At 65.8% G+C, this 25,376-nt stretch carries 18 protein-coding genes; 7 read left to right on the top strand and 11 right to left on the bottom strand.

Translation table 11 applies throughout. The annotated features are described in order from the left end of the window. Positions 1 to 19 precede the first annotated feature (19 nt). The 7 genes from BSZ40_RS07425 to dnaK all read right to left on the bottom strand — a co-directional run bounded on the left by BSZ40_RS07425 (position 20) and on the right by dnaK (position 9,969). Positions 20 to 1,756, bottom strand: coding sequence for an FHA domain-containing protein (locus BSZ40_RS07425; RefSeq protein ID WP_143180912.1), 1,737 nt, complete (start codon positions 1,754 to 1,756; stop codon positions 20 to 22). Between the two features lie 190 nt (positions 1,757 to 1,946). Then, positions 1,947 to 4,025 carry a prolyl oligopeptidase family serine peptidase gene (locus tag BSZ40_RS07420; protein ID WP_073824762.1) on the bottom strand — a complete coding sequence of 693 codons (2,079 nt, stop codon included), beginning with the start codon at positions 4,023 to 4,025 and terminating at the stop codon, positions 1,947 to 1,949. A gap of 403 nt (positions 4,026 to 4,428) precedes the next feature. Next, positions 4,429 to 5,847, bottom strand: a complete 1,419-nt coding sequence (locus tag BSZ40_RS07415; protein ID WP_073824760.1) for a L,D-transpeptidase family protein — start codon at positions 5,845 to 5,847, stop codon at positions 4,429 to 4,431. A 63-nt stretch (positions 5,848 to 5,910) separates the two neighbouring features. Beyond that, the gene (locus tag BSZ40_RS07410; RefSeq protein WP_073824757.1) at positions 5,911 to 6,411 is read right to left on the bottom strand and encodes a heat shock protein transcriptional repressor HspR; all 501 of its coding nucleotides are present in this window, start codon (positions 6,409 to 6,411) and stop codon (positions 5,911 to 5,913) included. Further along, positions 6,408 to 7,391: a DnaJ C-terminal domain-containing protein gene (locus BSZ40_RS07405; protein WP_073824754.1), complete on the bottom strand. Its 984-nt coding sequence runs from the start codon at positions 7,389 to 7,391 to the stop codon at positions 6,408 to 6,410. Before BSZ40_RS07405 ends, BSZ40_RS07410 begins: the two co-directional genes overlap by 4 nt. 54 nt (positions 7,392 to 7,445) lie before the next feature. After that, positions 7,446 to 8,087, bottom strand: a complete 642-nt coding sequence (locus BSZ40_RS07400; protein ID WP_073824751.1) for a nucleotide exchange factor GrpE — start codon at positions 8,085 to 8,087, stop codon at positions 7,446 to 7,448. Positions 8,088 to 8,142: 55 nt separating this feature from the next. After that, positions 8,143 to 9,969: a molecular chaperone DnaK gene (dnaK, locus tag BSZ40_RS07395; RefSeq protein ID WP_073824748.1), complete on the bottom strand. Its 1,827-nt coding sequence runs from the start codon at positions 9,967 to 9,969 to the stop codon at positions 8,143 to 8,145. A gap of 595 nt (positions 9,970 to 10,564) precedes the next feature. On the opposite strand from dnaK, the gene BSZ40_RS07390 reads away from it, so the two are divergent. Beyond that, positions 10,565 to 11,467, top strand: coding sequence for a PDDEXK family nuclease (locus tag BSZ40_RS07390; protein ID WP_073824745.1), 903 nt, complete (start codon positions 10,565 to 10,567; stop codon positions 11,465 to 11,467). A gap of 170 nt (positions 11,468 to 11,637) precedes the next feature. On the opposite strand, the gene BSZ40_RS11595 is transcribed toward BSZ40_RS07390, so the two are convergent. Next, positions 11,638 to 11,925, bottom strand: coding sequence for a hypothetical protein (locus BSZ40_RS11595; RefSeq protein ID WP_143180911.1), 288 nt, complete (start codon positions 11,923 to 11,925; stop codon positions 11,638 to 11,640). Between the two features lie 111 nt (positions 11,926 to 12,036). Between BSZ40_RS11595 and BSZ40_RS07385 the strand changes: the two genes are divergently transcribed. The 4 genes from BSZ40_RS07385 to BSZ40_RS07370 all read left to right on the top strand — a co-directional run bounded on the left by BSZ40_RS07385 (position 12,037) and on the right by BSZ40_RS07370 (position 15,093). Next, entirely contained in the window at positions 12,037 to 13,149 is a 1,113-nt protein-coding gene (locus BSZ40_RS07385) for a methyltransferase domain-containing protein (RefSeq protein WP_073824742.1), read from the top strand. Between the two features lie 41 nt (positions 13,150 to 13,190). After that, on the top strand, positions 13,191 to 13,676 hold the full coding sequence (locus BSZ40_RS07380; protein WP_124851973.1) for a rhodanese-like domain-containing protein: 486 nt from the start codon (positions 13,191 to 13,193) through the stop codon (positions 13,674 to 13,676). A 93-nt stretch (positions 13,677 to 13,769) separates the two neighbouring features. Next, positions 13,770 to 14,213, top strand: a complete 444-nt coding sequence (locus BSZ40_RS07375; RefSeq protein WP_073824736.1) for a GNAT family N-acetyltransferase — start codon at positions 13,770 to 13,772, stop codon at positions 14,211 to 14,213. Positions 14,214 to 14,250: 37 nt separating this feature from the next. After that, a complete protein-coding gene (locus tag BSZ40_RS07370) occupies positions 14,251 to 15,093 on the top strand; it encodes an aldo/keto reductase (RefSeq protein WP_073824733.1) in 843 nt (280 codons plus the stop codon). Here the strand turns inward: BSZ40_RS07370 and BSZ40_RS07365 are convergent. Continuing rightward, positions 15,090 to 16,487, bottom strand: coding sequence for an alpha/beta hydrolase family protein (locus BSZ40_RS07365; RefSeq protein ID WP_073824730.1), 1,398 nt, complete (start codon positions 16,485 to 16,487; stop codon positions 15,090 to 15,092). The genes BSZ40_RS07370 and BSZ40_RS07365 overlap by 4 nt on opposite strands. 125 nt (positions 16,488 to 16,612) lie before the next feature. Here BSZ40_RS07365 and BSZ40_RS07360 point away from each other — a divergent pair, with 125 nt between their 5' ends. Continuing rightward, a complete protein-coding gene (locus tag BSZ40_RS07360) occupies positions 16,613 to 17,332 on the top strand; it encodes a M50 family metallopeptidase (RefSeq protein WP_073824727.1) in 720 nt (239 codons plus the stop codon). 435 nt (positions 17,333 to 17,767) lie between these two features. On the opposite strand, the gene BSZ40_RS11320 is transcribed toward BSZ40_RS07360, so the two are convergent. After that, on the bottom strand, positions 17,768 to 23,548 hold the full coding sequence (locus BSZ40_RS11320) for an endo-alpha-N-acetylgalactosaminidase family protein (RefSeq protein ID WP_084542704.1): 5,781 nt from the start codon (positions 23,546 to 23,548) through the stop codon (positions 17,768 to 17,770). Between the two features lie 170 nt (positions 23,549 to 23,718). Here BSZ40_RS11320 and BSZ40_RS07315 point away from each other — a divergent pair, with 170 nt between their 5' ends. Beyond that, a complete protein-coding gene (locus tag BSZ40_RS07315) occupies positions 23,719 to 24,843 on the top strand; it encodes an oxidoreductase (protein WP_073824724.1) in 1,125 nt (374 codons plus the stop codon). Here BSZ40_RS07315 and BSZ40_RS07310 read toward each other — a convergent pair. Then, the gene (locus tag BSZ40_RS07310) at positions 24,840 to 25,280 is read right to left on the bottom strand and encodes a hypothetical protein (RefSeq protein WP_073824723.1); all 441 of its coding nucleotides are present in this window, start codon (positions 25,278 to 25,280) and stop codon (positions 24,840 to 24,842) included. The two genes, BSZ40_RS07315 and BSZ40_RS07310, sit on opposite strands and share 4 nt — an antisense overlap. Positions 25,281 to 25,376: the final 96 nt, after the last annotated feature.

The raw sequence follows: 25,376 nt of genomic DNA, 5'->3' as shown, positions 1-25,376 counted from the left end.
CCTACCGTCAGCTCGCTCGTCAGGACTCCAACGAAGTGCCGATCCGATGGTTGCCGAGCCAAATCACCGTGCCCGGCTCCACGTCCATGCCCGGGCCCGCCGCATCGACCTTGTAGACGCCGTATGTGGTCTGCACGGTCGTGCCATTGGTGGAGCCCAAATCCCGCACGTGGATGACCCCGCCATCCCAGTTGAGGACCACGTGCTGCTTGGACAACGTGCGGGTCTCGTCGGGAATAGCCACCAAATGCTTCGGGCTCAGGCCCGCCGGCGGGCTGGGGCGGCGCCCAATGATGACCATGCCGTCGACGACAATCTGCTGCCCCGCGGGCATCGTCAACACCAAACGCTTGCCCTCCTGCCCCGGCGCACTCGGTGCCAACTGGCCCTCCGGCGTCGGGCCGCCCCCCGGCGGCAACGGCAACGAGTCGGAGTCAGCGTGCACCGCCGGCGCGATCGGAGACGCCGCAGGCGTGAAAGAACCATTAGCCGGGAATGCGGCCGGAATGGGCGATCCCGGCGGCGCAAACGGCGAAGCCCCGGGGGCCGACGGCGGCCCGGGACGCTGCGGCGGCGGCGGATTCACCCCGCTCGGCGGCTCCGCTGGCGGCGCGGGCATCGCGGCGATCGGATGCGCGGGGACAAACGGCTGCGTGTTCGACGGCGGGGTGTAAGGCTGCCCCTGGCCCGGATAGCCGAACTGCGGCCTGCCAGAGCCGTCCGGCACCGGCAGCGGGCCCGAATCGGGGTCAGCGAAGAACGTCTGCAGGTCGGCAGTGTGTCCACTCGGGCGCGACTCAAACGCCTCGCCGATGGCCTGCCCGGCGCCCGCCACGTCACTCACGGCAGCCTGCCAGTCCTCCCCGGCGGCCTCCACCGACCCGAAGGCGTCCTGCACCTTGCCGAAAGCCTCCTGCGCCTGGGAGACGCGCGCCGCTCCCTTGCGCAGCTTCCCGAAGAAAGACTTCTTACCACTGTCCTCACTGGTGGCGGGCGGTACCGCCGGGCCCGGCCACGGCGCCGCCGCCTGGGCAGGCAACGGCCCCGGCGCCCCCTGGGCAGGCCACGCCCCGGGGGCAGGGGCCGCGCCCGGCGCGACCGGCGGCCACTGGCCACCCTGCGGCCACTGCGCACCAGCCCCGTCCGGCAGCGGAGTCTGACCAGCGTTTTGCTGCCACGGGTTGTTCATGCTACTTGCCCCCAAATCGAGAAGTTTCGTCGCTGCTGTGGAAGGCGGACGCTCGGATTCATCTGGCGGCTCCTGCCGCAGTTCTTCGCATCCCAGACGGCTTTCCAGCGTGGGGGTTCCCCCCACCACTGGGCTGCCTGCCTGCTGGCTAGCAAACTTTACTGGCCCATCATCGCTCGTTGGACCGGAAAACGCCACCGCCGTTCCGGCGGCCCAGGACGGAGAGGAGCCAGCCGGGCCAGCCACCCGCGTATCGCGCAGATAGGCCCCCACCGTCTCCCCCAGGGCACCAGCAGACCAGGCGGTCGCCAGCGCCGCACCAAACCCGGCCATGCCGCCGTCGCGCCGCACCACCGTGCCTCCCAGCACCGCCAAGCCCAGGGTGCGCGAATTGGCCAACAGCATCCAGGTGCCAATAGCGGCCACCAAGGAAGTGGCCACCAAACACGTGGCGACCACCACTTGGGTCTGCCGCCACCCGTAGGCAACCGCCAGCGGGAGCGCCACAGCGAGCAGATCGAGCAACACCGCACCCACTGCCTTACCAGTCGGTAAACGCCCGGTCATTCCCGTAGCACCCCCTTCCGAGGCCAAAACCAGCTCATCCAGCCTACCAACCGGAGCCAGGGCCATCGGACCCTAAACTCCCCCTGCATTGTGCCCCACAAACGCCCCTAAAGTCAGGGGCCGCGAGACAAACCCGGTATATAACGGCTCAGCGCCAGCCTGCACCAGATAAATCAACTAAAACGGTCGCCTACAGGCGGGTCAGAAAGAACTGTTTCTCCAACGCCCCCATGAAAGCTGCCTGCGCATTGGTGGAGGCCCCTCCGTGACCGCCCTCAATGTTCTCGTAATACGTTACGTCTTTGTCGGCGGCCAACATCTGGTGCGCCATGGTCCGCGCATGCGCCGGGTGCACCCGATCATCTTTCGTCGAAGTGGTAAACAAAATCGGCGGGTAGGTGCGCTCCGGGTCGAACAGATGATAAGGAGAAAACTTAGCGATGAACTCCCACTGCGCCGGATCGTCGGGATCCCCATATTCCGCCATCCACGAGGCACCCGCCAGCAGCCGGTTAAACCGCCGCATGTCCAGCAGCGGCACCTGGCACACGATCGCACCGAACAACTCCGGGTACTGCGTCAACATGTTGCCCATCAGCAGCCCACCGTTGGAGCCGCCCTGCGCCCCGAGGCGGGCGTGCGTCGTAAACCCGCGCGCCACCAAATCCCGCGCCACCGCCGCGAAATCCTCGTAAGCCCGGTGCCGATTTTCCTTCAACGCCGCCGCATGCCAAGTCGGCCCGTACTCACCACCGCCCCGAATGTTGGCGATCGCATATACGCCACCCCGCGCCACCCACGTGGCCGCCGTCGCCGCCAAGTAAGACGGCGTCAAAGACACCTCAAAACCGCCATAGCCGTACAACACCGCCGGAGCAGACCCGTCCGCCACAAAATCGGGCGGAGTAATCACAAAATAGGGCACCCGCGTGCCATCAAGCGAAGTAGCAAAAAGCTGCCGCGCTGCCATGCCGTCCGCAGCGAAATGCGTGGGCGCTTGGCGCAACACCTCCCAGTTCTCCACCCGGCCATCCGCCGACAATTGCAGCAGTGCCAGCGTCGTCGGCGTGAGAAAACCCGTGGCAGTGACCCACACCTCATCCTTGGCGTCTGCATCCACTGGCGCCAGGCTCACCGACAGCTGATCGGCGCCCGCCCCCGGGATCTCTACCGGGCGGCGCAACCACTGACCTTCCTGCCGATAGTGCGCCTCCACCCGCGGCACCACGTCCTCCAGCACCGTCAACAACAGCAGATTGGCGGTGGCGTGCCAATCCTCCAACGCCGCCGTTTCGGTGGGGGCAAACAGCACCGTGGCCTGCCCTCGCCCCGCCAAAAACTCCGACAACTCGAAAGCAAGCAGCGTGCCCGCCGGGTAGGTCTGCCCGTCGACCTCCCACTCGGCGCGCGTCCGCACCAGCAGCTGATCCCACACCGGCACCGCCTCGTGTTCGGTCGGCACCTCCAGCCAGGTGATCGGTGCCTGCGTCGGATCCGCATAGGCGGCAAACCCCTCCGGGACGAACCCCGTGCGCATGGTGTAGAAATCCCGCATCTGCGTCACCACGTCCCGCACGTAGCCAGGACGCCGCGAATGCCACACCTCAATCAGCATGTCGGTGGCGTCCACCGCCGCGACCTCCACTGCCTGCGGCAACTCTTGCCCGCGGCGCCACACTGCCACCGTGCGCGGATAACCCGAGTCCGTCAATGTGCCTTCACCACGGTCGGTAGTCACCAGCACCGTCTCGCCCGTGTCATCGGCCCACTGCAGTGACCCCTTTGCCAGCGGCCGCGTGAATCCGTCCGCCACGAACTGGCGCGACTCTAAGTCGAACTCGCGCGTGACGTCGGCGTCCGATCCTCCCGGCGACAGCGCCACCAGCGCACGGCGGCACTCGGGAAGCAACACCTGCGCCCCGTGCCACACCCATTGCGTCTCCTCGGCCGCCGCCAACGCGTCCAGGTCCAGCAGCACCTCCCACTGCGGCTCACCACTGCGGTAAGACTCCCAGGTGGTGCGGCGCCACAGCCCCCGCTCGTGCTCGGCGTCCCGCCAGAAGTTGTAGAGCAGGCCTCCCCGCTCGGTAACCAGTGGGATCTTGCGGTCGTCGTCCAGAATTTCGCGGATCGTCCCCTCGATCTCGGCGAAATCCCCGTGCACCAAGCGCTGGCGGGCCGTGGCGTTTTGTTCCTCGACCCAGGCCAGCGCCTGCGCGCCCTCCACCTCGTCGAGCCAGTGATCAGTAAAAGGCGGGTGTTCAGTCATTCCCCCATCCCACCACATTTGCGTACCACAGACCCGGGTCACAGACGTGTCCCCCTCCACAAAATGCCGCCACCCGGCCTAGCCCTCGCAGCCATGCGCCCCTACCCGGCCGGTAGCCCCTGCTTGGGGGCATGCGCGCCCCCTCTACCAGACACCGCCACCCGGCCTAGCCCTCACCTGCGGCAATGGGCGCGCCCTCCATGAAACATCGCCACCCGGCCTAGCCCTCGCAGCCATGCGCCCCTCACCGGACCGATCTCTCTCTCTCCCCCCCCCGCACCCGCGCCTGCCCCACCCCAGTTGTCACCAGGGCGAACCGTACTCGTGTAGAACCGAGATGAGACCGCCCTGGTGACAACTGGAAGCATGCGGACAGGGAGCGTCCCGTCCACGGGGAGAAATATCAGCGGTGGCTAACCACCGGGGTGCCAGCCTCCACGAACTCGTAGACCCACTTGGCCTCCGCCACCGGCATGTTCACGCACCCATGCGATCCATTTGGGCCCGACCACCCGAAAGACTCCTGCCACGGGGCACCATGGAACGCGTACGAGCCGTGGAAGTACGTCACCCACGGCACATCCTTCGCACAGTACGGCCACTCCGGCGTGCATCCCATGTCCTGCTTCTCGTACTGCAGATAGACGTGGAACAGGCCCGTGACGGTCTCGTGGCCCGGTTTACCCGGCACAATCAGCACCGGACCGTGCACCCGCTCCCGGCCCTGGTAACCCGAGACCGTGTTATTGCCCAGGTTGATTTCCAGCCATTTTTCTCCGGCCGCGGCCGGGTATGGATCGTTCTCGGCCCCTGGCAACACCTGCCGCTGCGTATTTTGGGCCTCGATCTTGTCGTAATCGAAGTCGCCCGAGAAGGCTTGCCCGCCGTGCAGCGCCTGCACCACCTGCTCCGCTACCTCCTCCGCGTTATTCACGCGGTAACCCGCCACCCCCGGTTTGGCCTCCACCAGCACCTTCCCGGCCGCGTTGACATTGTCGATACCGGGTTTTGGCTCCACATTGGTCTGCCGAGCTGTCTCCAGCACCCAGGCCCGAATCTTCGCGTCCGCAAACACGGCCTTTCCCTGCTCACTATCCAGCGAAACCCAGGCCGCCCGCTGCGTCACATCCGCCGCGAAATCCTCCTGCCCGTCGGTAATGACCACCGTCTGCGCCAGCATCTCATTGGCTTGCGCAGCCAGCCGCTCCGCCTCGGCCGTGGTGAACTGCGGTTCCACCTGCCGCGGTTGCACGGAAACTTCTTGCGAGGACAACGACGTGCCCGCCCGCTGGAGCGCCTGGCGCACCAGCGCTAAATCCACGCTCTGGCCCACCTGTCCCGGCTGGGCAACGAAACTCTCCGACTCCGGCGAGAATTCGACGCTGGCCTCCCGCTTCCCAGGGCCTGCCGCCTGCTCAATCCGCTCGAGCAATTGCTCCAGTTTCGCCTGGTCGAACTTGACCTCCACCGAGACATCCCGACTCCCGAACAACGAGCCCAGGCGCCCCAAAACTGATTCCGAGCCCGCCAGTGCCTCAGCTTGCAGGCTCTCGGCGTCAAAAGTTGGCGATAAGTCTGGCAGCGCCACCGTCACCCGCTCATCACCGATCTGCACATCAAGCTGGGCATTTTCCAGACGTTTTTGCACCGCCAGCGATATTGCGGGCCCGTCCAAACCGGTCACGCTCTGGCCTGCCACCGACACGTTCGGCAGCGCGACTCCCGCAAACTGGGAGGTGTAGGCCACGGCCGCGCCCGCCCCACCCAGCAGCAAGACGGCAGTCACCCCGCCGATCCATAGCGCTTTTTTCGACTTGCCCATACGTGTAATCCTAAGAAAATCACCTAAGAAAGCCAGTGATTGCCCAGCCGGTGTGACAGATGTCTAGCGCACTGTAAACCCTGGACGCCACAAAACCAAGGCGGTTTGCGCATTGCCAGCGGAAGACGACGGCCCCACCTGGGCTGCCCGTCGGCCCCGCACCCCCCGTTCCGCAGTCCGAATCTCCCCGGAAGCCGACGCCGTGAAGACTCGATTATCGCGCGCCCGTAACTGCGCCAACTCGCCTTCCACCAACCGCAACCGCTCCCGATCAGCGGCCAGCTCGGCTTCACTACGCGCCAGACGCTCTTCCAAAGACAAAATCTGGGCAATCCCCGCCAAATTAATGCCCTCAGCACGCATCTGTTGAATGCGTCGCAGCAAATCAATATCGCCGCTCGAATAACGCCGCCCCCGGCCAGCCGTCCGCCGCGGCGAGACCAACCCCAGCCGGTCGTACTGGCGCAAAGTCTGCGGATGCATTCCCGCCAGCTGGGCCGCGACCGAAATCACGAACATGGCGGACGAGCGGGACGCACCCGCCCCGCTCTCGCGCCCATTCATCGCTGCACCGCCGCCGCCAACTCCGCGCGCGGATCCGGCTGCTGCACCGCCGCCGCCAAGTCCTCGGCTGCCTGCCGGGCCGCACCGTCGGCCACCGTCGGCAAAACCAGCTGGAACTCGACATACAAGTCGCGCTTAGCGGCCGCCGTCGAGGCTCCGCCCTTGACCCGCAGCACGGTACCGGGTTGCGTGCCCGCCGGGACCTTCACCTTGGCGCGTGTCCCATCCAGCTTCGGCACCTCCACTACTGCTCCCAGCAGCGCCTCCGCCAAGGTCAACGGCACCCGCATCCGCACCCGGCCATCCACCAGGTGCAGCACTGGATGCTCCTCGACCTCAACCGTGACAATCAGGTCGCCAGCAGGCGCGCCGTGCCCGCCCGGTTCGCCCTTGCCACGCAAACGAATCTTTTTGCCGGTCTCCACCCCGGCGGGGATCCGTGCCTTCACGCTCCGCCGTCCCACGGACAGCGTCACCGTGTCACCGTCCAAGGCCTGGAAGAAGCCCAGCCGCACCGAAGCGCGTATGTCTCGCCCGGGCTCCCCAGGCGGGAAGCCGCCCCCGAAACCATTCGCCGTCGGGCCGCCGCCGAACATGCCAGACAAGATGTCCTCAAACCCGCCAGCTCCACCGAATCCGGCAGAACCACCGGTGGAGAAACGCACATTCCCACCGCCGAACATGCCAGACAAGATGTCCTCAAATCCAGCGCCGCCCGCGCTCCCCGCACGGAAACGCGCCCCGCCGCCCGCCATCGCCCGCAGCGCGTCGTACTGCTGCCGCTGCTCCGGATCCGACAAGACCGCGTAAGCCTCCCCGACGTTCTTAAAACGCTCCTCCGCGTCCGCAGACTTGTTGTGATCCGGGTGCAGTTCGCGGGCCAGCTTCCGGTAAGCCGATTTTATGGTCTTCGCGTCAGCATCCTTCGCCACCCCTAAAGCGGCGTAAAAGTCCTTCTCCAACCAGTCCTGTCCAGTCATCCTTTACCTCCTTTCCCAAAAACCACACCCGGTCACCTCGCCCGGCGCCCGGCCTCACTCAGTAGGCGTGTGCACGGCTACGCGTGCGGGGCGCAAGACCCTCTCGCCTGCCCGATAACCCGGCTGCAACACTTCGTGCACCGTGTCCTGCTCCACCTCGGCGTGCGGCATGGCCACCAGAGCCTCGTGCTGGGTCGGGTCGAACGCCTCGCCCGCCTCCCCAAACCGGGCGAAACCGTGCTGCGAGGCCAGGGTGGCCTCCAATTTGTCGGCAATCGCGGCAAACGGCCCGTGCAAGTCCCCGTGCGCCCGCGCCAAATGCAGGTCATCAAACACCGGGATCAACGCCTCTATCACCGCCGCCGCACCCGCCACGCGAGCCGCCGCCAGTTCACCCCGCGTGCGCCGCACGAACGCGTTGTACTCCTGCTGCAGGTTGTACAGATCCGCCCGCGCGCGCGCCAAATCGTCGCTCACCTGTGCCAGCTCCGCAGCCGACACCGCCGCAGCTGCCTCGCCCTCGACTTCCGCGCTCGCCTCCGCCTCGTCCGACGTCGGCTCCTCCGGGGCGCTCTCTGTCGGTTCTGCCGCTGCTTGCGCTACCTCCGCCTCGGACAAACCCGCCTCCGCGTAGGCCTCATTTACCGCGCGCGCCAACTCCTCGTGGCCCGACAACTCATCCCGCTCCGCCGCCATGACAACTCCTTCCAGCGGTCAGGGGTGGGGCCTAGGGCCCCACCCCACGCCAAACTCAGGCCTGCTCGTCGTCGACGATTTCGGCGTCCACCACGTCGTCGTCCGCAGCCGCGCTCGGCGCCTCCTGCCCAGACTGCGCCGCGTTCAACGCCTCACCGATCTTCAACGACTTCTCGTTGAGCTCCGCCAGCGCCGAGTTGACGGCCTCAATGTCATCACCCTCCAGGGCCGTACGCACCTTGGCCACCGCGTCCCGCACCTCGGTGGCGACGTCCTCCGGCAGCTTGTCGGCGTTCTCGTTCAGCAACTTCTCGATCCGGTAAGTCTCCTGCTCAGCCATATTCCGGATGTCGGCCTCCTCCCGGCGCTTCTTGTCCTCCGCGGCGTGCGCCTCGGCCTCCTTCACCATGCGGTCGATCTCCTCCTGCGGCAACGCCGAGCCACCGGTGATAGTCATCGACTGCTCCTTGCCCGTCCCCCGGTCCTTCGCCGAGACGTGCACGATGCCGTTAGCGTCGATGTCGAAGGTGACCTCAATCTGCGGCACCCCCCGCGGCGCCGGCGCAATGCCGTTCAACTCGAAGGTCCCCAAAGGCTTGTTGTCCCGCGCGAACTCCCGCTCGCCCTGGAATACCTGAATCAGCACGCTCGGCTGGTTGTCTTCAGCGGTGGAAAACACCTCACTGCGCTTAGTCGGGATAGCCGTGTTGCGCTCAATCAGCTTCGTGAACACCCCACCCTTGGTCTCGATGCCCAGCGACAGCGGCGTGACATCGATCAGCAGCACGTCCTTCCGGTCCCCCGTGATGACCCCCGCCTGGATAGCGGCACCCACAGCCACCACCTCGTCCGGGTTAACGCCCTTGTTCGGCTCCTTGCCCGTCAACTCCTTGACGACCTCCGAAACCGCAGGCATACGCGTCGAACCACCAACCAAGATCACGTGATCGATCTCGCTGACCTTGATGCCCGCGTCCGAGATAACCGCCCGGAACGGGGCCTTGGTACGCTCGAGCAGATCCGCCGTCATCGACTCAAACTGCGCCCGCGACAGCTTCTCATCCAAGTGCACCGGGCCGTTTTCCGACATCGACACGTACTGCAAGGCAATGTTCGTCGAGGTCGCAGTCGACAGCTCCTTCTTCGCCTGCTCGGCCGCTTCCTTCAAGCGCTGCAGCGCGATGCGGTCCTTAGACAGGTCCACCCCGTCCTTGTCCTTCACCTGCTTGACCAGCCAGTCCACTATCCGCTGGTCCCAGTCGTCACCACCCAAGCGGTTGTCACCGTTGGTGGCCCGCACCTGGATCGTGGAAAAGCCGTCGTCGTCCTTCCCGACTTCCAGCAGCGAGACGTCGAAAGTGCCACCACCCAGGTCAAAGACCAAGATCAGCTCGCCGTCCTTGCCCTTCTCCAGCCCGTAGGCCAGCGCGGCCGCAGTCGGCTCGTTGACGATGCGCTCAACCTTCAACCCGGCAATCTGCCCGGCCTCCTTGGTGGCCTGTCGCTCAGCGTCAGAGAAGTACGCGGGCACGGTGATAACAGCCTCGGTGACCGGCTCACCCAGGTAGGCCTCCGCGTCGCGCTTCAGCTTGCCCAGAATACGCGCCGAGATTTCCTGGGCGCTGTAGGTCTTGTCGTCAATGCTGACCGTCCAGTCCGTACCCATGTGACGTTTGACCGAAGAGATGGTCCGGTCGACGTTCGTGACGGCCTGGCGCTTGGCCACCTCCCCGACCAGCACCTCCCCGGCCTTGGAGAAAGCCACCACAGACGGAGTGGTGCGGGCCCCCTCCGCGTTCGCGATGATCGTTGGCTCGCCACCCTCCATGACGGCGATGGCCGAGTTCGTGGTGCCGAGGTCGATGCCTACTGCACGTGCCATGTTTGGCTCCTTATTCGTTGAGGGTGGGCCAGTCGCCCACACTAGTTGAGTCTGTTGCACTCAATGCTGCGGGGTTGAGTGAACTCCTGTCAACTTCACTCCCCACAAAGTTGAGTCTACATCGCTCAACGTAGGGTGACTGGGGGCTATCCCCAAGGCAGGGCCGCCCTAATATGACGCTCGGCACACCCCGTTCTCGACCTCGCCTAGCCCCCGGGCGGCGCGCCCCCAGCCTCAGCCCGGCCCCCAGCCTCAACCTGACTCCAGTTGTCACCTAGCCTGCCCCACCCCGCGCTCGGCCGACCCCGCACCGCCCTGGTGACAACTGGAATACCCACCCTGCGAACTGGATCACAATTTTCAGCGGAACCCAACCGGCAGTCCATCGAATGCTCAGGTTGTCCAGGCATAGTTCTTCATGAGGGATGCAAGAAGGCGGGGCCACTTCGGGGAGGGAGTGGTCCCGCCGCCTTATGCCCCCAACGGGCGTCAGCGCTCGCGTGCTAGTCATCCCCAGCCCGGATCAGGTAGTGGCTATCCACACCTTGTCCTCCCTCGTCTGACACATCCGCGACCAACCTGGCACCCTGCCCTCATGGAGGAGATCTACCAAATCCTGGCCGTCAACTTCGGAGTGGCAAGCCGTCGGCAACTACTGGCAGCCGGAGTGTGCCGCTCCACCATCGCCCAAGCGGTACGTCTGAAGCTGCTGCGCGTAATTCGCCGGGGCTGGTATTACGCCCCCGGCGTTGTCTCCGCCCCCAGCCTCGTAGTCAGTGCGGTGCGTGCCGGCGGCGCCCTCACAGGGCTCGCCGCCCTCGCCCTGCACCAAGTATGGACAATGCGGCCTGCCACCCTGGAAGTGCGAGTCACACGCCTGGATCGGGCCAAACACAACCCAGAGGCACGATTCCACACCCTCCGCAAGATTCGCTACGCCCCGGTCCATGCCGCCGTTGACGATCCCGAAACGGCATTCTGCGTAGTACTCCAAAGCGAAACTCGGGAACAGGCCATCATCGCTGGGGACTCCATGCTGCGCCCCCACTTCCATGATGCGCTGCCAGTGCGCGGACCTCTCCTCACCCGGCTACGACTGCAACAGCTGGCTGCCCGCTACAACAGGCATGTCCGCCAGACCGCACAATATATAGACGGCTTGCCCGAGTCGCCGCTAGAGAGCCTGGCCAAAGCCCGCCTCCTCGCACGGCGGATTAACTTCCAGCTGCAACATCGTCCCACGGGGGAAAACTGGCGTTTAGACGTTCTCATCGGCCGCAGCCTCGTCCTAGAGATAGATGGCCGGGCCTTCCACAGCGACCCCATCCGGTTTGAGGCGGACCGTCTGCGCGATCAACGCCTCCAGGTGGCCAACTTCGTGGTGCTTCGCCTGACTTATCAGCAGATCGTCAACGACTGGCCTCTAGTCTTCGGCCATATTCAGGCTCTGATGCGACGTAGTGTCCATCGCCGACGCACTTTCACTCTCGCGGCCTAAACCCGCCCGGGGCGTCTTTGCCCAAGGGCGCAAGTTGAATATGCCCTAGATCATGCTGTGCCGCTTCCGCCTGCCTTTTCACTTGGGGGGTAGGCGGCCCCGAGGGCTCAGCGCCGACCCAGCAATCCCCTCAACTGCCTGGCGCAGTCTGCTGCGCACTGAACCATAAGTCACACCAGCCGCGTTGCCGCTCTCCGCCCGGGCATCGGCACCTTGTTCACGCGCCAGTTGTCACGTAGCCGGTTAGACAGCGGGCTGACACCGGAAAGCACCACCCCGGTGACAACTGGCAGCAGCCGCTCCGCCGAACGCAGGGCCTCCCGGAACAGCGAACCCCACCAGGCACGTGGGCCACCAGGCGAACCGCCCCCACCAGGCACGCGCCCCCACCAGGCACGCGCCCCCACCAGGCACGTGGGCCACCAGGCGAACCGCTCCCACCAGGCACGCGACCCCACCAAGCAAGCAGACCCCACCAGGCAAGCCGCCCCACCAGGCACGCGACCCCACCAGGCAAGCCGCCCCACCAATGTTCCGGGCCCTTGCCGCCCATCCCTTAGGCTGACGGTGTGCGCTGCACATACTTCGACACCCGCGCCTGCGTCTCCTGCTCCGCGCTGCCCGTGCCCTACCGGCAGCAACTCGCAGCTAAAGCCGCCCGGGTAAGCGCCCTTCTCCCCCCGTTGGAGTGGCTTGCCCCGTACGCCTCGCCACCGACCGGTTTTCGCACGAGCATCAAACTGGTGGTCTCAGGCAGTTCACGCTCCCCCAAATTAGGAATCCTGGGGAGTGACCAGACCGGGGTGGACCTGTCGCGCTGCCCCATCACCGACCGGCGGCTGCTGGCGGTGTTGCCGCCGATAAAGTCTGTGATCCACCAGGCCAACCTCACCCCGTATTCGGTTCCCGCTCGCCGTGGCGAGCTAAAGAACGTCTTACTTACGGTGGGCGACGACGGGCACGTAATGGCACGCTTCGTGCTGCGCAGCAAGCAACGTTTGCCCGCCTTGCGACACGCTGTTGCCGACCTGCAAACAACAGCGCCCGCGGTCCGAGTAGTCAGCGCGAACTTTCTACCGCAGCATGTGGCATTGCCAACAGGCCCGGAGGAGATATTGCTCACTGAGCAATCGACCTTACCGATGACTGTTGGTGACGTGCGTCTCTACGCTCACCCCGGCAGTTTTGTGCAAACTAATTCGGTTGTAGCGGGCTCCCTCTATCGGCAAGCAGCCGCCTGGCTGGCCGCCCGCGCACCGCAATCAGTGTTGGATTTATTTTGCGGCATGGGCGGGTTTGCGTTGCATTGTGCGGCGGCAGGCACCAGCCGGGTGTCGGGAATTGACGTGTCTGCGGCATCTATCGCCTCCGCCCGTACCGCTGCCAGGGAAGCCGGAAGTTCCGCGGTTTTCTCGGTGGCGGATCTGACAACACTGCCCGTCAACGACGCCTCCGCGGAGGCCGTGGTGGTCAATCCCCCACGGCGGGGCATCGGCCAGCTGATGAGCGATTGGCTGGCAACTTCTTCCGCCGACACGTTGCTTTATTCGTCCTGCAATCCTTTATCGCTGGCCTCCGATTTAGCCGCGTTACCCGATTGGATTCCACGCCGCGGACGCGTGTTCGACATGTTCCCCCACACGGACCACGCCGAGGTATTGGTGGAGCTGACCCGGAAGTAGCCGATTTTTGCTCAGTGGCCGGGCGCGGCACAATGAGCCCCATGAGCAGGTTGGGACGCGCCTTGTATGTGGCAACAGTGGTGGTGACGGTGGCTGCTTGTAGCGGCCAGGATACGGTTACCCAAAATGCGTACGTCTCGTCGGAGATTGTCACGGTCGGCTCAGCCGACCCACTGGCGACCTCTACCCCGCCCCCGGCGGGAGCAGGCATCGAGTGGACTGGCGATCATGTGGCGGCAGATACCTTCGCGGCCGCGATTGATGCAGGCGCGCAGATTCTCGATGTGCGCACGCCCGACGAATTCGCGCAAGGCCACATCCCGGGTGCGCACAACCTGGACCTGACCGCCCCTGACTTCATGTCGCAGGTCAAGGAGTTGGATCCGGCAGGCCTTTACGCCGTCTACTGCCGTTCAGGCAACCGGTCCCGCACCGCGATAGAGGTGCTGCGGGCTGAGGGCATCACCCAAACCGTGGGGCTAGCGGGCGGTGTCGGGGCCTGGCCCGGGCAACTCATCACCGACTGACCTGAAAAACGACCGCCCGGTGCCGCGGGGTCTTCCCGCGAGCCACCGGGCGTTTTATCGTTCAGGTGGTACATGACCGAGTGAGGAGCAGGTATGGCAGTGGAACTGATTAGCGAGGTAGGCGACGAGCTGGCGGCGGAACTGAATGGCTTGTTGCCACAGTTGTCGCGCTCCGCGACTGCTTTGAGTACGCAGGAGTGGGGGGAAGTCGTCTCCCAGCCGGGAGTTTTTCTCTTCGTGTTCCGGTCCGACGACGACTCCGCTCACCGCGCCTTGGGCATGCTGTCGTTGGCGACTTTCCGGATCCCAACCGGACTGCGCGCCTGGGTGGAGGACGTCGTCGTCGACGAGGCGGCCCGGGGCCAAGGCGCGGGCGCAGCGCTGGTGGCTGCGGCCGTCTCCCACGCCCACTCTTTGGGGTGCCGGACAGTGGACTTGACGTCCCGCCCCTCCCGCGAGGCCGCCAATCGCCTCTACGTGCGGTGTGGGTTTGCCGCCCGCCAGACGAACGTGTACCGGCATTCATCTGGGGCGTGAAGCGGCGCAGCCCCGCCTCGTGCAGTAGCCTCATGATATGGAACAGCTACCTTCCTTGCCGTTACCGTCCGGGGCGCGAATCCCGCAGTTAGGATTTGGGACTTACAAGCTCACTGGGCAACAGGGACACGATGCGTTATCCACGGCTTTGCAGCTCGGCCATCGTCACCTGGATACGGCGCAGATGTACGGCAACGAGGGTCTTATCGGGGAAGTGCTGGCAGCGTCTGATTTGCCGCGTTCCGAGCTTTTCCTCACCACCAAGCTCAATAATGGGTTCCACGCGCCCGACGATGCCCGTACATCTTTCCGGCAGTCGCTGCATGAGCTGGGCACCAGTTACGTCGACCTGTTTTTGGTGCATTGGCCGGTGCCGGAGCGCTGGCCCCTGGCTGAGACGTGGGCAGTGATGGAGGAATTCAAGGACGCAGGCTTGGCCCGCGACATTGGGGTGTGCAATTTCCATGCGGAGCATTTCGCGGAGATCCTGCCGACAGCCCGCCACTTGCCTGCCCTTAACCAGGTCGAACTACACCCCTACTTCGGCAACCAGGAAGTGGTTTCGCTGTGTGCCGAGCTTGGGGTGACGGTCGAGGCGTGGTCTCCGATTGCCCGCGGAGCTTGCCTGGCGGACAGCGTGATCACCGATATCGCAAAGCGATTGGCGGCTACCCCCGCACAGGTGGTCATCGCCTGGCATCTGCGTGCGGGCCGGGTGGTAATCCCCAAGTCGACTTCGCAACAGCGCACGATGGAGAATCTCGCGGCCCTGCAGGTGGCGCCGTTGTTGACCGAGGCCGATATTGCCGCTCTGGCTGGTCTGGACCGCGGCGAGGCCGGCCGACTCGGCGCCAATCCAAGCGACGTAATTACCTTCTAGTCTTCCCAAAGTATTTCGGGAAACTCAGGCAAGGTCTGGCCCACTAACTGCAGCTGCTCACCGCGTAGATGGTGATCGAAGTAGTCGCGAATATGCCGACGTAGCAAGTCAGCGCTACGCGCGGGAGATAGACCGTCACCCACGATGGGGGCGATAGCCAACGTGTCGTTGTAGTTCAGATGCATGGCATTTTCCACCATCGCCACCTGATAGTTTGGACCACTCAATTGTCGCACCCGGTCAATCACCTGTTGCTCACTTTCAGCGATTTTCGCGTACCGCGACGGCAGCGAATCCGGGTCGAACCGAAAATGCAACAGCGGTTTGCTCACCCCCTGCTGCGCCACCGGCCCCCAGTAGGAACCATCCAGATTTACCGCCGCCCGCACCCGCGGGTCCGAATATAGGACCTGAGCCGCGGTCGCTCCCCCGTAAGAAAACCCAAAAATACCGACCGTTTCGAGGTCCAGATGGTCACCCAGGGTAGTTTCCGCCAGGGAATCCAGCACGAGCACGACATCCTGCGCCCGCTCCGCAATCTGTTGTGTCGACAGCTCCGCTATTTCTTCACGCGGCCCAAACGCTGTCTGCCAATCGGCCAACACTTCCTCACCATTTTGCACTGACACGACAGCTGACGTGCCCGGGTGATCCATCCCCACCACCACGTAACCATGGCTCACCAGGTCACTGACAACAGCCATGTTCTCGTTCCGGGTAGATCCGAAACCGGGCGAGTAGAGCAGCACGGGGAACTTGCCTGCAGCGGGCGGCAGCTCCGCGAAGGTATGCGTGTTGATGCGCGGCAGATAGTCGAAAACTAGCCCTGGCACTCCCAGTTCGGTGGTCAGCGCCCCCACAACTTGCGGATCGTAACCTACTGCGGGCCGCCCGTCGGCCGATTCCGCTGGATACCAGATGGTGGCGGGCACGCTGCGCGCGACCTTGGCGTCGGTGACCCGCGATTCAACCCGCCCGTTGTCGAGGAACAGCACACTGTGCGCGCCCACCGCGTACGGCCCGGTGGGCGCGGGCACCGCGAAAACCGGCAGCGCCCAGGCCGCCACCCCACTGACCGCCACCGGCACGAGTCCACCCAAACTTGCGGCCAGGCGCCGCAGGATACGGGCCCACCGCCGCCCACCGCCGCGTCGCACGCCCGGCCGTGCAGCTCGTCGCCAGCTCACCGCCGCCAGCACCGCGAACACAGCCACCGCGGGCAACAGTAAGAATCGTGGGAATTCGAGGAAAGTGTGCGCCAACAGCACCACCGCAGTTACCGCAACCAGTGTCTGAGTTGCCCGCAGGCGGCCCGCAGTGCGGGCGGGCCACCACACGACCAGCACCAGCAGCAGCGCGGTCAGCGCCACGACACTCAACTCACCAATACGCACAAGCAAATCCTCCCGGCGGGTCTCGGCGCTAAGCGGCAACAATCCGCCCGGCAGTCTAGGTCAAAACAGTGCCCAGGGTCTGGCGGTGCCTGCCGGTGCCGAGATAGCGACGTATTGTCGAGCCCATGGACAAAACCGTGGTCGTGATGTGGACGGCGGCCCTCGTCGGCAGTGCGTTGGCGCTCAGCCCGCCGACCTGGCGCATAACTCGGCTGCTGGTCACCACCTTCCATGAGGCGGGCCACGCAATATTTAGCCTCCTCACTGGTTCTCCTGTCTCGGGCATTAGGGTGCGGCTCGATTCCTCCGGGGAGACCATCTCCCAAGTGGAACGAAGCGCCCGCGGGAAGCTCTCGCGCGTCATTGCCTTGCTGGCGGGGTATCCAACACCGGTGGCTCTCGGGGCCTTGGCGCTTGCCACCCCAACCCTGGCCCACAATCCCGCCTGGGGATGGAGCATTGTGGCGGCCGCTTCTTTCCTAGTGCTTGTGTTGGCCCGTTCGCTGTTCACGTTCCTGGTGGCGGGGGTACTTACAGTTGTTGCCGCAGTTTTCTCCCCATTTGGGCCACAATTGCTGCGCTGGTTGGGGTTATCGTCCCTGGACTGGCTGCATAACCCGCAGGTGTCTTGGCCTGCCTTGGTTGCATTGTCCGCCCTGCTGTTGGTGGGCGGGACTCGGGACACTTTGGCACTGTGGCGCCTAGTGCAGCGCACCGCTGGCGGCAACGACGCCGCCTATTTGCGGGCAACCACTGGGATACCCGCCCAGTTGTGGGCGGGGCTATTCGTAGTCATCGCCGGCGGCTGCCTAGTGACTGCGGTGTTGGCATTGTTGGGCTGGTAACGCCGGGCGAGCCGCCAGGCTCGGGCCCGCGGCTTCGCCGCGCAGGCTAAGTCCCTGGGGGACACCGGGCGAGCCGCGGGGCTCGGCCGTCGCTGCGCCAGTCTTGGAGGCCCCTTTCGCTCCTCCTCCCATCCTGCTAGCAGTCGGCGCACTCCAGTTGTCACCAGGGCGGTTGTATGTCGGGCAGACACCAGATCACCCTGCCCTGGTGACAACTGGAGTGCGCGTGGGGTCGCTGCGGCAGGCCGGACAGCGACGGGGCAGGCGGCAGGCCGGACAGCGACGGGCACCAGGTCTTCGCCCCATCCCTACCGCCGTCCGGCCTGCCGCGATAAATCGGGGGCTTGTTTGCCTGCGACCTGGGCGGCTGACTAGCTGTGTAGACATGACAGGGGCGCGGTGCCAACTGCACCGCGCCCCCGCCTGACTCAGGCGCTACTTGAGCAGCTTCTCAAGCTCAGCCTTGATTGCCTCACTCACCGACGCGGTCCCACCCACGATGGTGATGTGCTTGACGCTCTGCCGGTCCGCCAGGAACTTGGCGGCCGCCGGGGCCAGTTTGCCCGCCGGGGTCAGCAGGAGCACACCCGCACGCTGGTTGGACAGCGCGCCACCAGCCAAGGCGTCCGGGAAGTTGGAACCCGAGGCCACCACGATCTGCTCGACATCCTTCCCGAAGGCATCAGCCAACGCGGCAGCGGTGGCGTACCGATCCCGGCCAACAATCGCCTGGAACGTCACTCCCGGCACCAGCCCCATGTCGGTGGCAGCCTTGCGGGCGTTGCCCCCCACCGTGACGATCGAGCGAGTACGCATCCCGGCGACGATGAACTCCTCTGTCGCCCGCGGCATCTTGCCCTTGTCCGTTAGGACAAGGACGGCGTCAGCCCGGTTAGCGGCACCACCGGCCGCCAGAGCGTCAGCGTAGTCAACGCCATCAGCCACCAGCACCCGTGCGGCTGGGTCGACAGCCAGCGCCGCCTTGGCTAGGGCCAGCGAGGTCTCGTACCGGGACTTGCCGGCGTGCCGTTCGACCTGGAATCCGGCCTTCTTCAGGTCGGCCTCCACGCGGGCGGATACCGAACCGGTACCACCGGCAATGACAACCTTGGTCTTGCCGCCATCGGCCAAGGCCGTGGCGACCTCCCGCTCGAGCTGCTTACCGCCGGTCAACAACACCGGGGCATCCAGCGCATCCGCCAACGGGGTGGCGGCCAGGGCGTCGGCGAACGACGACGCAGTCGCCAACACCACCACATCGCTGCGGTAGTTGCCGCTCTTCATGGCCTCCAGGGCAGTCAGCACCCGGTTGCGGCCAGAGACTCGGTCCACCTTGGGCTGGTCTGCCGGTGGCTCCGTGGGCGTGACAGTCGGAGTCGGCGTGACAGTCGGACTCGGCGTCGCGGTCGCCGTGGGCGTCGGACTCGGCGTGGCAGTCGCCGTGGGCGTCGGACTCGGCGTGGCAGTCGCCGTGGGCGTCGGACTCGGCGTGGCCGCCCCACACGTCACCTTGGCGTCACCCCAGTTACCGTGGTCGTTGCCAATCCCGTTACCACCGTCGTTGACGACCAACCGCAGCGTCCGCACACCGGTGATGTCGACGTTGAAGTTGTGCGTCACCTTGCGGGCAATGACCGGGGACTCGGCCAACTTCTGCCCGTCGCCCCACACCTCAAAGCCCACGCGGCCACGGCCCTGCTGGACATCAGCCAGACCCACGTGCGCGGTGAACGCCTCACACTTGCCCGCCAAGTCGAACTCAATGGACGAGTTGGCGTGCGTGCCCAAGCCCTTGGGGTAGGCAACGTTGTCACCGATGACGATCGGCAAACCGTCGTTTAGCGCCTGCTCCCCGTTGGACTGATCCCGCTCGACCGGTCCCCACCCGTTGGTCGACCGCAAGAACGGCAGATCCGACAGGTAGTTGATGCCGCCCTGCAGCCCGCGCAGCACCGTCAAGGTCGAACTGGCCTCCACCGACCGGGACTTGCCGTCGAACTGGTAGGTGGCCCGGGCAGTGACCTCCGTGTTACTCGGGACGACCGGCGGGGTGATCGTCCACGCCGCGTAGGACGTGGCCCCCGGCGCCAGGCTCGCCACCCGCACCGGGTACTGCGGGTCATCCGCGGGCACCACGGTCCAGCCTTCCGGCACCGCCAGGGTGTGGACGACGTCGGTGATGGCGGCCGCTTCGTTGTTGGTGATCGCGGTGAAGATCGGGGCTGCTTCTCCCCCGGTGTAGGTGCTCCGCCCCTGCGGCAGCAGGATGTCAGCCGCGGCGCAACCGGGCAGCTCGTCAGCGGAACGTCCCAGGTCTTCCACTCGCAGGTTGTCGATCGCGAAGTCGCCCTGCTTGCGGGCCGAACCGTCGGAGCTCACCCCCAGCCAGTAGGCACCACAGTTGCCCGCGACGAACTCGTGCGTGAAGGTTTCGGTCGTGTGCCGGGCCGGCACCGGGATGGAAGTCACCACGGTGTTGGCCGGGTCGGCACCCGCGCGCAGCGAGTCGTAGCCGAGCACCACGTTGTACATTCCGTCGAGCCCGTTTTGGTACTCGAAGGACACGCGGTAGCGGTGTCCCGGCGTGAACGGCATGGACTGCGGGGTGGTCTTCAGCACCAGGCCAGTGTTCTCCTCGTGCAAGCGCAGCGACCAGTCGCCCGCCCACACGTCGTCAATCAACTTGCCGTCCGGCCCGTAGTTGCCCGGGTTCCAGCCCTTCTGGGTGAAGGGCGGGTTCTTGCGCGCCAGCTGCGTGCGGGCGTCGCCCCCCTGCGCGGGGCCCGTGACGAACGGCCAGTAACCGGTGTCGGTGTGCTCGAAGTCCTCGAACAGCACGGTCTGGTCGGTCGGCTGGGGGTCGTTGGGTTCCGTGAACTTCACGATGCGCAGGTCGTCAACCAGCACCGGCACCTGCCCGGCCCCGGCCGCCACCTTGAAGGTGACCGCGGTCGGGGTCTCGACCTTGAAGGTCACGCGCACCCGCTGGTGGTAGAAGCGGAACTTCTGGTCCGACGCGGTGGCGTTCTTCGTGGTGGTTTGCGTGATCTGCGTCGTGGGCACACCCGCGACGACAGGCTGGTACTTGGTGGCCTTCACGCCCTGACCGGTGACGGACACGGCCACGGGGCGCCCCCCGACGGTCGGGTCCATGGCGATGTAGGCCCACGCGGAGTAGGTGCCGGCCGGCAGCGGCTGCCCGCCGTTCAGCACCTGGGCAACCGAGCCTTCTGCGGCACCGATCTTGGCTTCATACTGCCCGCGCTCGTTGTAGCTGACGGTGACATCACCGGTGGTCTGGTAGGCCTCCAGGTTGCCAGCGTTGAACCCGGGGTCAGCAATCAGGGAGCTCTGGCCCCACCGCGGCTGCTGCGCGTCCAGCACCTTGCTGCTCGGGTAGAGCACGTAGGGCTGGTTCGCTTCCGCCGTAATGGTGACGTTGCCGCCGTCGACCGGCAGATCGGTCACCTTGACGCGGCCCTGGTTGGTGAGCTTGTACAGGGCCAACGACGTCTGCCCGCGCCAAGCGTTGGTCAGCGTCCAGGTGGTCTGGCCGCCAGCCGGGTTGAAGTGGTAGAGGCGGTCCTGCCCTTCCTCGGTCCCGTTGTCCTTCCACGGCAGCAGGTAGGTCTGCCCGTTCAGCACCTGGGCCCCGTCATAGGTGAAAGTGGTGCCGCTGCCCGAGTTGAAGCGCCCGGTCATTCCGGACTGCCCGCGTGCAACCGTGCCGTTTTCGAAGGTGATCTGCCCCGCCGCGTCGTCCCACTTCATGATGGCGGACTGCTGGAGGAACTTCACCGGGAGGTTGTTTTCCCAAATGTTGAGGTAGAAGTCGTTCCAGTTGACGTGGCCCGTCCAGCCTTCGAAGTCCTTGATCTGGGAGTAGCCCAGGACCGGGTGCGGGTTGAAGTTGTCCTTCGAGTGGTTGTCGATGAACCGAATAATCTGGGAGGTCAGGCCCTTGTTGCCGGTACCGCCGTAGTTTTCGTCGTTGGCCCAGTGGGACCACATCGAGTAGCGCTCGAACTTGTCGGCCCATTCGGAGCCGACGCGCCACCCCTGCTTGTTGAGCTCGCGGGCGAGGCGGTCCGCCTTCCACCCGGAGTCGTAGAACACGTCAATGTAGAGCCAGTCGAGGTTGGCGGGAGCCTCGTCGCGGAACTGCTGGAAGCGGCGGAGCACCTCCCCGGTCCCGAGGTCGGCGCGCCCGTCAATGATCCAGGCCTGGTTCATCCAGTTCCAGCCGGGCCGGTCGGCGAAGAACGGGGTGTTGCCGAAGTTCTTCGCCTCGGAGTACTGCTCGGTGACGTTGACGTGCACACCGATGGAGGCGTTGTAGTTGACGGCTTCGTTAGCGAGCGTCTTGATGTCTTCCAGGCCCCCGGCGCGGAAGTTGTAGTTGTCCGCGTAGTCCGGGTGGGCGGAGTCGTGCCCCTCGGCTTGGTAGCCCTTCAGCATGACCTGCTGACCCAGGTTATCGGTGGCCAGACCGATACGTTTGGTGTCGTCCAGGGTCTTCAGGAATGGGTGTGTGGCCTGCGAGACGATGTTGAACGGGATGCGGGTGATGACGGTGTCCTTCACCTTGTCCCAGCCCAGTCCCTTGATCTCGATGGCGCGGAAGGCGATGGCGGCGTCCTGCCAGTCGATGGTCGAGTCGGCGTTCTTGTCGCCCGTGAACTTCAGTTTCACGTACGGCGCAGGCTCGGTCATGGTCCCGTACTTGGAGTGCGTGGCCAGACCTTCGCGGGCGTTAGCTGACTGGTAGGTGAAGGCCCCCGGGCGGATGGCACCGACCTTGGCGTCGCCTTCTGCCCGCACCGAGTAGAACCAGCGGTGGTTGTCCTTTTCCGCGATCTGGTTGCCTTGCGCGTCGTTGTTGTCGTAGATGGCATTGGTTTCCAGCGCCACGGCCACCGCGTCCGTGTTGGCGAAGGCGTAGATGGCGCCCTGCTCCCGCCGCGGGGCGCTGGCGGCAGTGATGTCGAGGAACGTGTCGGACCTGCCTAGGGTGGCGCGGTCCACGGAGCTGATGGCGGTCGCCAGCTTGGCCCCCTGCTGGGCGGAGCTGACCGAGACGATATCCAGGCCCGGGATTTCCACCATGTGGAGCGGGTTTTCGGCAGGGGCCACGATGTTGTCGATCTTGTATTCGACTTCGTCTCCGTCGACGGTGACGACGACGTTGAAGGACACGCCCGCCAGGTCCGCGAACGTCACCGGGTAGGTGGCCCGGTTGGGGGCCTTGTTTACCTCTCCCACGGTCGCCACCCGGTCCTGACCGTTGATGCGGAAGGCCTGGATGGGGTTGCCCACGCGCCCCAGCACCTCAGCATTGGAGCCGGACAGGCGGTAGGAACGCACCTGCGGGAAACGCGAGTCGAGGGTGACGGTGAGGTTGTCGGAGGCGATGGTGAAGGTCTCCACCGGGTCGGACGGCCCAGCGGGCGGCGGCGGGGGAACGTCCGGGCTGCCGGTCTGGGTGTAGACCTCGAACTCGCCCATGGAGCTGACGGTCTCGTTGTAGCCCTCGAACCCGCCCCAGGCGGAGAGCACCTTGAACTTCAAGAACTTGGCGGTCACCGGGTTTGCCAGCTCGATCGAGCGGGTCTCGAACCGGCGCGCGTAGTCCTCTTCCCACTGCCCGGTGGCTACCTGCTGCCACTGGGCGGAGGCGGGGTCGGCGTCGTTGGTGGCGTAGACCTCGAACTCGTGGGCCCGGCCGGAACCGTTGCCTTGGCGGGGCACGATGTCGATCTTGCCGATGTTTTCTTTCCCGTTTTGGCCAACCTGGACCACCAGCTCGTGTGGCATCGGGTCCTTGGTGCCTTGCCACCGAGTGTGCCAGTAGGTGGCGGGGTCACCGTCCGCGACCAGTTCTTTGCGGCCGTTGGTGCCTTCTCCGGTGAGTTCCTCGGAGTCAGCGGACACGACGGTGAGTTCGGTGTGGGGAATCTTGTGGTAGGTGACGGCGGCGGGGTTGACGGCAGTGGCCTGCGGGGCCTCCTCCGGGGCGGCTACTTCTTCCGCTGGCGCGGAAGTTTCCGCCTCAGCTTCGGTAGCTTCGCCCTCGGGGGTGGTCGTCTCGACCACCGCGGGGGTTGATTGGTCGTCCGTGTCTGGCGTGGCATAGGCGACTGGCACCAGGGCCGCGGAGGCGGCTAGCGCGAGTGACGCCGAGCCCGCAAGCAGGCGGACGTGACGGGCAAGAGACATCCTTGGCTCCCTCAAAGTGTTGGGACTAAGTGGCAGTAGTCTAGAAAACAAGCGACCCGAACTGCAATGTGGTGAGCCAATGAGCTCATATTGATACAAAACCGATCAAGCAGCCTCCCAGCGCGGCCTCAGCCTCACCAGCCCACACCCCCATCGGGCACACTGGCCCCATGACTACCCCCCTACTCGCCACCCCCATCACCCTGCGCGGCCTGACCATCGCCAATCGCGTCTGGATGTCGCCGATGTGCCAATACGCTGCCCCCGCCACCGGCCCGGACGTCGGCTGCCCGGGCCCCCACCACCTGACGCACTACGCCGCCCGCGCCCAAGGCGGGGTTGGCCTCATCATCGTGGAGGCCACCGCCATCTGCCCCAGCGGCCGCATCTCCGCCTTCGACCTCGGCCTGTGGGACGACCACCAGATCCCCGCCCACGCCGCCCTCGTTGCCGCCATCCACGCCGCCGGAGCCAAAGCCTGCCTCCAGCTCGGCCACGCCGGCCGCAAGGCAGGCACCCCACCCCGCTGGGGCAGCGACCGCCCCGCCCCGCAGGCTCCCGCCCGCGTCGGCCCCAGTCCCGTGCCCTTCTCGCCCACGCTCGGCACCCCGCGCGCCCTCACCCCCACCGAGATCGCGCAGCTGCCCCAGCAATTCGCCGCCGCCACCCGCCGCGCGCTCGCCGCCGGGTACGACAGCGTCGAAATCCACGCCGCCCACGGCTACCTCCTCCAATCCTTCCTCTCCCCGCTCTCCAACCACCGCACCGATCAGTGGGGTGGCGACTTCACCGGCCGCACCCGCATCGTCCTCGACACGGTCGACGCGGTACGCGCCGCCCTGCCCGCGCAAGCCCCCCTCCTGCTGCGCATTTCAGCCACCGACTGGGTCCACGAAAACGACCCCGCTACCCCCGCCTGGACCAGCGCCGACACCGTCGCTCTCGCCCCGCTACTGGCCGCCCGCGGCGTCGACCTCCTGGACTGTTCCGCCGGGGGCGCCACCCCCACATTCCCGCCCAGCGCCACCAGCCACGACGGCTATCAGCGCCACCTGGCGCGCGCCGTCGCCCACACCGACACCACGCCCCGCCTGGCCGTCGGTGCCGTCGGCCGCCTCAACTCCGCGGCCCTTGCCGAAGAGGTCCTCACCAGTGGCGACGCGGACGTGGTCCTCGTGGGCCGCAAGCTGCTAGCCGATCCCTATTTGCCCCACCGCTGGACCACACAGCTGGGGGGCGAGCCCCGCTGGCCCGCCCCCTACACGGGTGCCATACCCGCCGCCTGGCTCGACTAGCCGCAGCGCTCCCCCGACGGGCTGCGGCGGCCGCCGCAAGTCTCCGCGAAACCCCGGTAGGCCGACTTTTGCGGGGCCTCGGCGGCCAGCTCATCGCAGGCCTGCAGCTGCCCCTCTTCGCACGCTAACCACAGGCGATCCAACGCGGCGTCCCAACCAGGCACCGGCATTTCCCGCCACTGCAACACCTCTTCGTCCACTGGCGTCACCGCGTTCAGCGTGGGGGTGGGCGCTGGTTTGGGCGCGTCGTCTCCCACCTGCCAGGCCGCAAAGGCCAGCCCCACCACCAACAGCAGCACGGCTAAGACGGTGCCCACCACCGCGGCAGGGGTCGGGCCGTGCGGAATCGGCGTCCCCACGCGTGCAGGCGGCACGTCGTCGGGATTAATGACGATCGGCCTGGTGACCGCCCCGTCCTCTTCATCGCTATAACTCACAACACTCCTTAAAGATCCCTGAAGAAGTCTACGGGAATACTTTCGCCACCCCGCTCGCTACTATGCGAGGTAAGACCCCCAGCCCTAAGGAGGAAG

Source organism: Buchananella hordeovulneris (genome assembly GCF_001907235.1).
GTDB lineage: Bacteria > Actinomycetota > Actinomycetes > Actinomycetales > Actinomycetaceae > Buchananella > Buchananella hordeovulneris.
The sequence above is the reverse complement of the archived record's forward strand: the minus strand, read 5'-3'. Positions and strand labels throughout refer to the sequence as shown.

Excerpts from the sequence above, each read along its gene's own strand:
- dnaK (WP_073824748.1), bottom strand. The coding sequence starts at position 9,969 with ATGGCACGTGCAGTAGGCATCGACCTCGGCACCACGAACTCGGCCATC.
- BSZ40_RS11320 (WP_084542704.1), bottom strand. The coding sequence starts at position 23,548 with ATGTCTCTTGCCCGTCACGTCCGCCTGCTTGCGGGCTCGGCGTCACTC.
- BSZ40_RS07405 (WP_073824754.1), bottom strand. The coding sequence starts at position 7,391 with ATGACTGGACAGGACTGGTTGGAGAAGGACTTTTACGCCGCTTTAGGG.
- BSZ40_RS07425 (WP_143180912.1), bottom strand. The coding sequence starts at position 1,756 with ATGACCGGGCGTTTACCGACTGGTAAGGCAGTGGGTGCGGTGTTGCTC.
- BSZ40_RS07390 (WP_073824745.1), top strand. The coding sequence starts at position 10,565 with ATGGAGGAGATCTACCAAATCCTGGCCGTCAACTTCGGAGTGGCAAGC.
- BSZ40_RS07420 (WP_073824762.1), bottom strand. The coding sequence starts at position 4,025 with ATGACTGAACACCCGCCTTTTACTGATCACTGGCTCGACGAGGTGGAG.
- BSZ40_RS07370 (WP_073824733.1), top strand. The coding sequence starts at position 14,251 with ATGGAACAGCTACCTTCCTTGCCGTTACCGTCCGGGGCGCGAATCCCG.
- BSZ40_RS07315 (WP_073824724.1), top strand. The coding sequence starts at position 23,719 with ATGACTACCCCCCTACTCGCCACCCCCATCACCCTGCGCGGCCTGACC.
- BSZ40_RS07415 (WP_073824760.1), bottom strand. The coding sequence starts at position 5,847 with ATGGGCAAGTCGAAAAAAGCGCTATGGATCGGCGGGGTGACTGCCGTC.
- BSZ40_RS07400 (WP_073824751.1), bottom strand. The coding sequence starts at position 8,087 with ATGGCGGCGGAGCGGGATGAGTTGTCGGGCCACGAGGAGTTGGCGCGC.
- BSZ40_RS07410 (WP_073824757.1), bottom strand. The coding sequence starts at position 6,411 with ATGAATGGGCGCGAGAGCGGGGCGGGTGCGTCCCGCTCGTCCGCCATG.
- BSZ40_RS07380 (WP_124851973.1), top strand. The coding sequence starts at position 13,191 with ATGAGCAGGTTGGGACGCGCCTTGTATGTGGCAACAGTGGTGGTGACG.
- BSZ40_RS07360 (WP_073824727.1), top strand. The coding sequence starts at position 16,613 with ATGGACAAAACCGTGGTCGTGATGTGGACGGCGGCCCTCGTCGGCAGT.
- BSZ40_RS07375 (WP_073824736.1), top strand. The coding sequence starts at position 13,770 with ATGGCAGTGGAACTGATTAGCGAGGTAGGCGACGAGCTGGCGGCGGAA.